This window comes from Vallitalea maricola, from assembly GCF_036985595.1.
Lineage (GTDB): Bacteria > Bacillota > Clostridia > Lachnospirales > Vallitaleaceae > Vallitalea > Vallitalea maricola.
The window spans coordinates 1-9317 of record NZ_BTPU01000130.1; the positions used below are offsets into that span (position 1 = coordinate 1).

8 protein-coding genes and 3 pseudogenes are annotated in these 9317 nt (G+C 38.3%); 9 read left to right on the forward strand and 2 right to left on the reverse strand.

The window, feature by feature from the left end; genetic code table 11:
• Positions 1-8 precede the first annotated feature (8 nt).
• Entirely contained in the window at positions 9-275 is a 267-nt protein-coding gene (locus tag AACQ14_RS23450; RefSeq protein ID WP_339365974.1) for a hypothetical protein, read from the reverse strand.
• On the opposite strand from AACQ14_RS23450, the pseudogene AACQ14_RS24925 reads away from it, so the two are divergent.
• The 3 genes and pseudogenes from AACQ14_RS24925 to AACQ14_RS23465 form a co-directional block, all read left to right on the forward strand.
• A pseudogene (locus tag AACQ14_RS24925) lies at positions 183-564 on the forward strand (IS1634 family transposase); the annotation flags it as partial. The gene AACQ14_RS23450 and the pseudogene AACQ14_RS24925 overlap by 93 nt on opposite strands.
• 364 nt (positions 565-928) lie before the next feature.
• Positions 929-1622 (forward strand): annotated as a pseudogene (locus AACQ14_RS24930) (IS1634 family transposase); the annotation flags it as partial.
• A gap of 394 nt (positions 1623-2016) precedes the next feature.
• Complete coding sequence (locus tag AACQ14_RS23465; protein ID WP_339365977.1) at positions 2017-2331, forward strand: hypothetical protein; 315 nt, start codon at positions 2017-2019, stop codon at positions 2329-2331.
• Between the two features lie 77 nt (positions 2332-2408).
• Here the strand turns inward: AACQ14_RS23465 and AACQ14_RS23470 are convergent.
• Positions 2409-2764, reverse strand: a pseudogene (locus tag AACQ14_RS23470) (helix-turn-helix domain-containing protein).
• A gap of 167 nt (positions 2765-2931) precedes the next feature.
• Here AACQ14_RS23470 and AACQ14_RS23475 point away from each other — a divergent pair.
• The 6 genes from AACQ14_RS23475 to AACQ14_RS23500 all read left to right on the forward strand — a co-directional run bounded on the left by AACQ14_RS23475 (position 2932) and on the right by AACQ14_RS23500 (position 9193).
• A complete protein-coding gene (locus AACQ14_RS23475) occupies positions 2932-3111 on the forward strand; it encodes a helix-turn-helix domain-containing protein (RefSeq protein WP_339365978.1) in 180 nt (59 codons plus the stop codon).
• A 49-nt stretch (positions 3112-3160) separates the two neighbouring features.
• Positions 3161-3844 carry a response regulator transcription factor gene (locus tag AACQ14_RS23480; protein WP_339365979.1) on the forward strand — a complete coding sequence of 228 codons (684 nt, stop codon included), beginning with the start codon at positions 3161-3163 and terminating at the stop codon, positions 3842-3844.
• Positions 3841-4872 (forward strand): sensor histidine kinase, encoded by a 1032-nt coding sequence (locus AACQ14_RS23485; protein WP_339365980.1) that lies wholly within the window; start codon positions 3841-3843, stop codon positions 4870-4872. Before AACQ14_RS23480 ends, AACQ14_RS23485 begins: the two co-directional genes overlap by 4 nt.
• A gap of 119 nt (positions 4873-4991) precedes the next feature.
• On the forward strand, positions 4992-5657 hold the full coding sequence (locus AACQ14_RS23490) for an ABC transporter ATP-binding protein (RefSeq protein ID WP_339365981.1): 666 nt from the start codon (positions 4992-4994) through the stop codon (positions 5655-5657).
• Positions 5658-5669: 12 nt separating this feature from the next.
• Positions 5670-8183: an ABC transporter permease gene (locus tag AACQ14_RS23495; RefSeq protein WP_339365982.1), complete on the forward strand. Its 2514-nt coding sequence runs from the start codon at positions 5670-5672 to the stop codon at positions 8181-8183.
• 197 nt (positions 8184-8380) lie between these two features.
• Positions 8381-9193 carry an ISAs1 family transposase gene (locus AACQ14_RS23500; protein ID WP_339365983.1) on the forward strand — a complete coding sequence of 271 codons (813 nt, stop codon included), beginning with the start codon at positions 8381-8383 and terminating at the stop codon, positions 9191-9193.
• Positions 9194-9317 lie beyond the last annotated feature (124 nt).

Here is a 9317-nt window from a genome sequence, read left to right on the forward strand (position 1 = left end):
TATATGATCTAATCCTTTTTTTCAAAGATTACATTCTCCAAAAATTCTTCATCCATTAATGCTTTGAGTCGTTTCCTTTTAAGAACTATTTTCTTTTTGCTTGCTTTCTCTGCTTTTAGTAGATTCAAGGCAAGCTTTCTTAGCAACGATTGATTGACTGCACCGTTATTTCTTCGTGTACGACTCAATTCAAGCTCATTGGCAAAGATACGCAACACTCTTTTAATGGTGGCTACCTGTTCCTTCAACAACTTTATCACCAACTGGGTCTTCACAAGATTTCTAAGGACATCTCTTCCAGACATAAATTCACCTTTGACCTGAATGCTATTCTTTCACGTTTAGTTTATGGGAGAATTCTCTTCCCCTCTTCTAAACTTAATACCTTTGAAGAATCAAAGCGTCTATTGGAACAGCCTACTTTTGATTTACAGCACATTTATCGTGCCTTAGAGATTATCGCTGATGAATCGGATTTTATTCAGGCAGAGTTGTATAAAAATAGTCTCTCCATTTCTAAAAGAAATGACCATATCCTCTACTATGACTGCACCAACTACTTTTTGAGATACTCATACAAAAATATATTCTACCTATTAGATTGGAACGAAGCGACCCTCGCAAAGTCAAAGTCCAAAGCTCGGTAAGCTTTTTGTACAGAGTTGCTTAATATAAAAATAATATACTATTTTTTGGCAGATGACAATCTGTTTTTTTGTGATGCAAAAAAAGCACCTAAAGAATCACTTTGGCTCTTAGATACTTTTTTGGTACTGATTCTTTTTAAATACAATGCCTTAACTAAATGACATTGCTTAAAGATTGGGCTCTTGCCCCTGAAGGGTGGGTTCACTCTTCATCTGGTGAATCATTTGACATCCGAAAATTCGATGAGGATCAGAGGCTCTATGAGGCATTTAAGAATGTGACTTTCTGCAAGGAACGATGGATTAAAGAAGATGGGTCCGAACAAAAACTGATTGTAACATATTCTCTGAAATACCGTGATTATCAGCAACAAATCAGAACCAGACAACTCGAGCGTGCAGTCAAACTTATTAGCAGTAATCCAAAGAGTATCGATAAAAAAAGACAGAATGATTATAAACGCTTCAGCTGTGCTACCAAGGTTAACTAATGATGGCGAAGTTGCTGAAAAGGCTGTCTATAGTCTTGATGAAAAAGCCATTGCGAAAGAGGCTATGTATGACGGATTTTATGCTGTCTGTACAAATCTAGAAGAAGAGGTCTCAACAATAGCTAAAATCAATCATCAGCGCTGGGAGATTGAAGAATGCTTTAGGATTATGAAAAGTGAATTTAAAGCTAGACCTGTATTCCTTCGCAGAGATGACCGAATAAAAGCGCACTTTACTACTTGTTTTCTGGCTCTCGTTTTGTATAGATATCTAGAAAAGAAACTGGATAACAAATTCACAACCAATGAAATAATAAATCAGTTGAAAGATATGAACTTCCATGCTATTCCCGGCGAAGGATATATGCCAATCTATACACGAACCGACTTTACTGATGCTCTTCATGAAGTTTTTGGATTTAGAACCGATTATCAGATTGTTAGCAACAGAGAAATGAAAAAAATATATAAAAACACAAAAAAAAAAAGGTACGCAAAAATCTCAAAACAAAAAAGCTTGATATGTCCTATTTACAAGGGGTTTCAAGCTTTTATTTTCTTTCAACTGTCAAAGACAGGATTATACAACATAATGGAAATTTTTTCATGCGTTAGCCCTGGGATTTACGCTTACGGAACAGCGGTAAGCTGCACTGTGATTTTATCAGTTCCCAAAGGGGGCGTAGCCACACAATTTATTGTGTGTTCAGTGGGGATTGAGGATACTCCCCAGCAAGCAAAAGCATACGGTGGTCACCCGTATGCCCTGCTTGCCACTTTTGTTCGCAAACAATATCCGCATCCTTTACAGTGCGGTTTACTTTTACTATGATGGTCATAATAGGTAGTATAAGTTACTGGTACATGAACACCAAAATATGAAAGGATTGATAAAAATGCTGACCTTTGAAAAGGTTTTAGAGGTATTCAAGGATTATCTAAGCCGAGATGATGTTTTCGAGGTTGTAACAACAAAACGAGGTTACACCGTTATGATTTGGGAAGAAAAAGAAGAGCAATGGTTTGGTGTGGAGCATTGCAAAACACCAGAGCTTTTGCGTGATGCCTTACTGGAGGGCTACCATGATTTTTCTGAGCAGCTGCTCACCCATAATCGTCGAAACTTAACCGAAGTAGAAATTGCAGATATTCAGAGGCGATGTAAACAGCTCTATGATAGGTGTGGAGAATAAAAAAGCAACCTAAAAAGTGCGACAACCTATGTTGGTGTCGCACTTTTTCAGTTTGTTCGGCAGAAAAACAGCGTTGATTATTTCACTGTTTCCCGAGCCGCTTTCAAGCCTTGAGCCGTAGCTCCCATAACGATAAGCTCCTTTTCTTCCATTTCATTCAGCAGCACATCAACTTGTTTACGGCGATTGTTATCGCTCTTTTGGCTATGCATGGGAAAAAGAACTGGTCTACCGAGATGTCGAGCAAGGTAACAAGCAGATAAAATTTGTTAAGTCGTGGGTGCTGCCCTCTGTTCTCTATGTACATAATAGAGCGTGGTGTAAGGTCTACAAGTTGAGCAAGGTATTCCTGTGTCCAACCTTTTGCTTCACGAGCTTTTTTTATCGCCATACCCAACGGCTTGAAATCAAGTTTTCTTTCATCTTGGTACATTTTAATATCACCCCATATCATTGTAACATTTCGGGTTAAGATATGAGAACGAAATACAATTTGATGTTAGGTAGTGTATAGTTTCATATTCCATAAAAGCAAATTTGCTATTATTCGTCATTCCGTATATAATTGATGTATATTGTTTTGGCGAAAGGAAGTTGATTATGGATTATATTTCTGTGAAAGCCGCTTCTGAAAAATGGGGCATATCGGAACGCCGAATACAAAAACTGTGCGAGGAAAACCGCATTGAAGGTACTCTGAAATTCGGTCGAGCATGGATGATACCAAAGGACGCAGAAAAGCCTGCTGACGGACGGCGAAAAGAAAATAAACCGCTGTGAGATTTCTGCGACATTTCTTTGATACTCTAAAAGAAAAGGAAGTGATAACATGAAAATATTAGTAGTTGAGGACGACCGCCTTTTGAACAATACACTTTGCTACAACCTATCTGCTTCCGAATATACGGTTGACGCAGCAATTACAAAATCTATTGCTATGCAATCTATTGAAAAACAGGATTATGACCTTATCGTTCTTGATGTTAATTTACCGGACGGCGACGGCTTTGATTTTTGCAATGAAATCAAGGAACGCCGTCCAGATACCGCCGTAATTTTTCTGACTGCACGAGATATGGAAAGTGACCAGTTACGTGGTTTTGAATTGGGTGCAGACGACTATGTAATAAAGCCTTTTCCCATGAGCGTTTTTCAAAAAAAGGTTGCCGCACTGCTTGCTCGCATTTCAAAGCAGAACGGCAGCGATTGTTACGAAGATGAAAATTTACTTATCAATTTTTCTGAAATGACAGCTATGATAGCAGGGCAATCCGTGCCCTTTACCCCAATGGAATATCGCTTGCTAAAAGTACTGACAAAAAATCCGCAGCGGGTTTTGACACGGCAAGTGCTTCTTGAAAAGCTATGGGATATAAACGAAAATTTCGTTGATGAACATACTTTAACCTCTGCTATGAGCAGAGTACGAAATAAAATTGAAGTCGGAGAATTTCAGTACATTAAAACGGTGTATGGTATGGGTTATATGTGGATTGGAGGAATAAAAAAATGACAAAGGTAAAACTTTCAATCAATAGTTTTTTTCATCTAATCTGCTCTCTTATGGCATTACTTTCGGCAGTAATGATTTGCGTACTGTATTTTATAACAGACGATTTTAATGTGATTTGGGTTGGACTGCTTTTTTCAGTAATAGTATTTTCCTGTTTGTTCTCAATCATTCTATTTGTACGCCGGAAATTGGTAATGTTCTCAGATGTATTATGTGGTCAACTTGATAGCATGATGGCTGGAGAGATTGAGCCGCCACAGCTTGAGAATGAAGAAAGTATATTTTATAAAATCAATCACCGTTTAACGAGATTATATGAGGTTATGCGTGAAAGTCGCCTTAGTATTGCTAAGGAAAGAGCTGCCTTGCAGGAACTTATTTCCGATATTTCACATCAAGTCAAAACACCGATAGCAAATCTCAAAATTGTCAATGCCACCTTACTGGAGCAAACTATGTCAAAAGAAAAGCAAAAAGATTTTTTAACTGCCAGTGCAGGACAACTTGACAAACTGGATTTCCTTATGCAGGCAATGATAAAAACCTCACGCTTGGAAACAGGCGTGATTACATTGGAACAGAAAATGCAGCCTATTTATGAAACCCTTGCATCTGCATTAGGTGGTATTTTATTAAACGCAGAACAAAAAAACATATCTGTCAAAGTTGCCTGTAACGAAGATTTACTGGTATTCCATGACCGAAAATGGACGAGTGAAGCTCTATTTAATATTCTTGATAATGCAGTTAAATACACTACCAGTGGGGGTAGTATTCGTGTATCGGTGGAAGCATGGGAAATGCACTTGAAAATTGACATATCTAATACAGGCAAGGGCATTCCCGAAAAGTACCATTCACAAATATTCAAGCGTTTTTATCGTGAAGAAGAAGTACATGATACCCCCGGCATTGGAATTGGACTGTACCTTGCCCGTGAAATCATCACCATGCAGGGTGGCTATATTAAGGTGGTTTCGGAAGTTGGGAAAGGTGCAACTTTTTCTGTATTTCTTTCACATAAGTGAGTCCATTGTAAATGTCACGACTTTGTGAGGATTTAGGGTGAAAAACAGACTACTCTGTGACATTTCTGCGAGGTTTGCCCTTTACAATAAAACCATCAAACGAAAGGATGGTGCTTATTATGAGTATCTTACAGACTACTGAACTAAAAAAATACTACGAAAGTAAGCCGAACGTTACAAAGGCGTTAGACGGCGTTACTCTCTCCATTGGACAGGGGGAGTTTGTCGCTATCGTTGGCACTTCTGGCAGCGGAAAATCCACCTTACTTAACATGATGGGCGGTTTAGATGTGCCGACTTCCGGCAGCGTTATGGTGCGAGGTAAAAAACTTGCGAAAATGAATGACGAGCAGCTAACGATTTTTCGCCGCCGAAACATCGGGTTCATCTTCCAAAACTACAATCTTGTTCCCGTTCTAAATGTTTATGAAAATATTGTTCTTCCTGTTGAATTAGATGGTGACACCGTAGACAAAGCCTATTTAGACGAGATTGTAAAAATGCTTGTGCTTGACGGCAAACTTAACAATATGCCCAATAATCTGTCCGGTGGACAGCAACAGCGTGTGGCAATCGCCCGTGCTCTTGTGTCAAAACCTGCTATTATCCTTGCAGATGAACCTACAGGAAACCTCGATAGCAAAACAAGTGCTGATGTTTTGGGACTTTTATACCGCACAAGCAAGGCATTCAACCAAACAATCGTCATGATTACCCATAATGCTGAAATCGCTCAACTCGCCGACCGTATCGTTCGTATTGAGGACGGTAGGATTACTGAATAGGGGGTTAAAAAAGTGAATGATATTTTATTTGGAAATAACAACAATGGGACATTGAACAGGCTGGCGAAACGCTCCCTAAAATCGCATAAAAACACCATTGCAATTTTAGCAATTATGCTTGCTACACTGTTGTTTACCAGCTTGTTTACGATTGCGGTCAGTTTACAGGCTTCCATGCAGGACAGCAATATGCGGACAAGCGGCACATTTGCTCATGCAGGCATTAAGCATATTACATTAGAAGAATATGATGAGGTGCGTACTAACAGCCATATAGAAGCTGCAGGACATTCTATCCTGATTGGCTCTGCTATCGGAAACTACTTTAACAAGACGCCTACCGAAGTACGATGGGCAGATAAAAATTATGCCGAATGGACATTTAATTATCCCGATGAGGGCAAATTGCCCGAAACAGAAAATGAAATTGCTACAAGTAGAATTGTATTGACATCTATGGGGGTTTCCGCTGAAATTGGTACTCAGATTGAATTGACTTATGTAATAGATACAGATACAATCACCAATACTTTTACATTATGCGGAATATGGGAAGGTGACCCTGTCGCATACCGACAAACAATCTTGTTGTCTAAACCTTATACAGAAAAAGTGGCTCCAGCCGTTCATGGCACATCAGATGGAACAGTGAATGCATCTACAGGTTATATCGACTGTGTTATGATGTTTCCCTCTGCGTATAATATTGTAGAACAGGCAGAAACAGTTACAGAATCCTATGGATTAGAGGAACGTTTATGTATTAACGGAGCATATAGCACCGCTGAAATAAATCTTTCAGCTATTCTCTCTGTATTGGTAGGGGTATTGGTTATATTTCTTGCAGGTTATCTGTTGATTTATAATGTATTTTACATTTCAATAGCTCAGGACATTCGTTTCTACGGTATGTTGAAAACATTAGGAACAACATCAAGGCAAATTCGTAAAATCGTATATAAAAAGGCTTTCAGACTATCTTTGATTGGTATTCCTATCGGGTTAGCCTTGGGCTGGCCAGTAGGACGGTTGCTGCTTCCCGCTATTATCAATATACTGACCGAAAATATGCGTGTAGTAACGACTGCAAATCCTTTGATTTTTCTGGTAGCAGTTGTATTTTCGCTCATAACTATTTTTATCAGCTGTCGGAAGCCTGCAAAAATGGCGGCTAAAGTTTCTCCGATGGAAGCATTACGATATGTTGAACAGTCTGCAAGTAAGAAAAAGCGTAAAAAGAGCGGTCATATAAGTACATTTATGCTATCAAAAGAAAATCTTGAACGTAATAAGAAAAAAGTTGCGATTGTGACGCTCTCCTTTGCATTGAGTATCGTGTTGCTCAATAGTGTATATACCTATGTTACCTCGTTTGACTTTGATAAGTTTGTAGTGGATTTTAGCTTGACCGATTTTACCGTATCTGATGCTTCCATTATTAACAACAATAGCCCCTTTAACACAGCAGATGTTAGTAAGGAGTTTTACGAGCAGGCAGCAACCTTGGATGGGATGGAGAACATCGGAAACGTATATTTGCAGACCAGTAACCAGCCCCTTGACAATTTTGCTTTGGGAAAAATGAAGGAGTTGGCAGGACAATCAGAAGCCGTAGCAAACGAATACGGAAATTATCTATTAAGGAAAGAACACGGCACAAATATCTACGGAATGGATGAATGGTCTGCTGAATTTTTACAGGTAATAGAAGGCGACCTAAATAAAGAACAATGGGAATCCGGCAACGGTATTTATGTTACCCCTATGAGAATGGTTGGGGATGGTACATTCTCTCTTTATCATCCGGGAGATACTTTAACAATTAGTTGTGCTGATGGAGTAAAGAAAACCTATAATGTTCTTGCGGTTGTTCTTGTGCCGAGAGCTTTAGCTACGCCTTTAAGCCTTGATTTGGGACTGGACTTTGTTCTACCCTCGACAGAATTTTTAAGTGTGGTTAACTCTACGGATTATCTCCCTATGAGAACCATCTTTGATGTAGATGAATCCAATATGACTTCTACGGAGAACTGGCTGAAAAACTATACCACGAATGTAGATAGCAGTTTGGACTACTATTCAAAGGTTACATTGCGTCAGACATTCCAATCCATGATTGATATGTACCATCTTATTGGTGGTGCGCTTTGTGCAATTCTTGCATTGATTGGCATTTTGAATTTTATAAACTCTATGACCACTTCTATTCTCTCCAGACAAAAGGAGCTTGCCATGATGCAATCAGTTGGGATGACTGGGCGGCAAGTAAAGCAAATGTTGATTTTTGAAGGGATTGGTTATTCTTTGTTGGGATTATTATGCTCACTTGTTTTTTCAGTTGTCGCTAGCGTAACGATTGTGCGAGCTATGGGTGCGGAGTTAAGCTATTTCACATGGAACTTTACTTTACTTCCAGTCATTCTTTGCATAATTCCATTCATAGCAATTACTGGGCTTATTCCATTGATCTGCTATAAAAACATGGCACGGAAAACCATCATTGAGCGTTTGGGAATAACTGAATAATAAAATATGATGTAATGACCGCATCCTTGTCGATGCGGTCATTTTTTTGCAAATCTGTAAGCGTAAATCCCAGGGCTAACGCATGAAAAAATTTCCATTATGTTGTATAATATAACCAAGTGAAATTAGTAGCAGAAGGTATTATAACACCGTTCAGCTACTGGTATCTAAAGACATACAATAAGTGAGGTAGGCACATGGAGAGTACATTTATACAACATTTTAGTATCGTAAAAGACTATAGACAAGAATGGAAAGTAAAACATAAATTGATTGATATTATTTTTATAGCAGTAGCTGGAACTCTTGCTAACTGTGATAGCTATGGTGATATAGCTATGTTTGCAGAATTAAAAGAGGAATGGTTAAAAAAGCATTTAGAGCTACCAAATGATATACCATCCCATGATACCATACAACGAGTATTTGAAAATTTGGATGTAGCAAGTTTTTCCAACTGTTTTATGAATTGGACACATGCGATAGCAGATAGAAGTAACAAACCTGTAATAGCTATAGATGGGAAAACCTTGAGACGTTCCCATGACAAAGAACACGATAAAAAAGCAATCCATATTATTAACGCATGGATTGATAGCAATAAACTCATTTTAGGTCAATTAAAAACGGAAGAAAAAAGCAATGAAATAACAGCGATTCCGATGTTACTGGATATGCTCATGATAAAAGAAAGCATAATAACAATTGATGCCATGGGAACACAGAAAGATATTGCAGAAAAAATCATAGAGAAAAAAGGTGACTATATCCTAGCAGTAAAAGAAAATCAACCAGCTCTCAAAAGAGAAATAGAAGAATTTCTAGAAGAACAACTTTTGGTAGGATTTAGAGATATAAACCCAGAAAAAATAAGTAGTAAGGAAACAAAAGGGCATGGACGGATAGAAAAACGTACCTATTACATCACCACTGATATCAAGTGGATGGAAGAAAGAAGTAAGTGGAAGAACGGTGCAGTCAATCAATCGTTGCTAAGAAAGCTTGCCTGAAATCTACTAAAAACAGAGAAAGCAAGCAAAAAGAAAATAGCTCTTAAAAGGAAACGACTCAAAGCATTAATGGATGAAGAATTTTTGGAGAATGTAATCTTTGAAAAAAGGATTAGATCATATA

What these genes read in the sequence shown, in the direction of transcription:
- AACQ14_RS23465 (WP_339365977.1), top strand. Translation starts at nt 2,017, where the DNA reads ATGAAAGGATTGATAAAAATGCTGACCTTTGAAAAGGTTTTAGAGGTA.
- AACQ14_RS23475 (WP_339365978.1), top strand. Translation starts at nt 2,932, where the DNA reads ATGGATTATATTTCTGTGAAAGCCGCTTCTGAAAAATGGGGCATATCG.
- AACQ14_RS23480 (WP_339365979.1), top strand. Translation starts at nt 3,161, where the DNA reads ATGAAAATATTAGTAGTTGAGGACGACCGCCTTTTGAACAATACACTT.
- AACQ14_RS23485 (WP_339365980.1), top strand. Translation starts at nt 3,841, where the DNA reads ATGACAAAGGTAAAACTTTCAATCAATAGTTTTTTTCATCTAATCTGC.
- AACQ14_RS23490 (WP_339365981.1), top strand. Translation starts at nt 4,992, where the DNA reads ATGAGTATCTTACAGACTACTGAACTAAAAAAATACTACGAAAGTAAG.
- AACQ14_RS23500 (WP_339365983.1), top strand. Translation starts at nt 8,381, where the DNA reads ATGGAGAGTACATTTATACAACATTTTAGTATCGTAAAAGACTATAGA.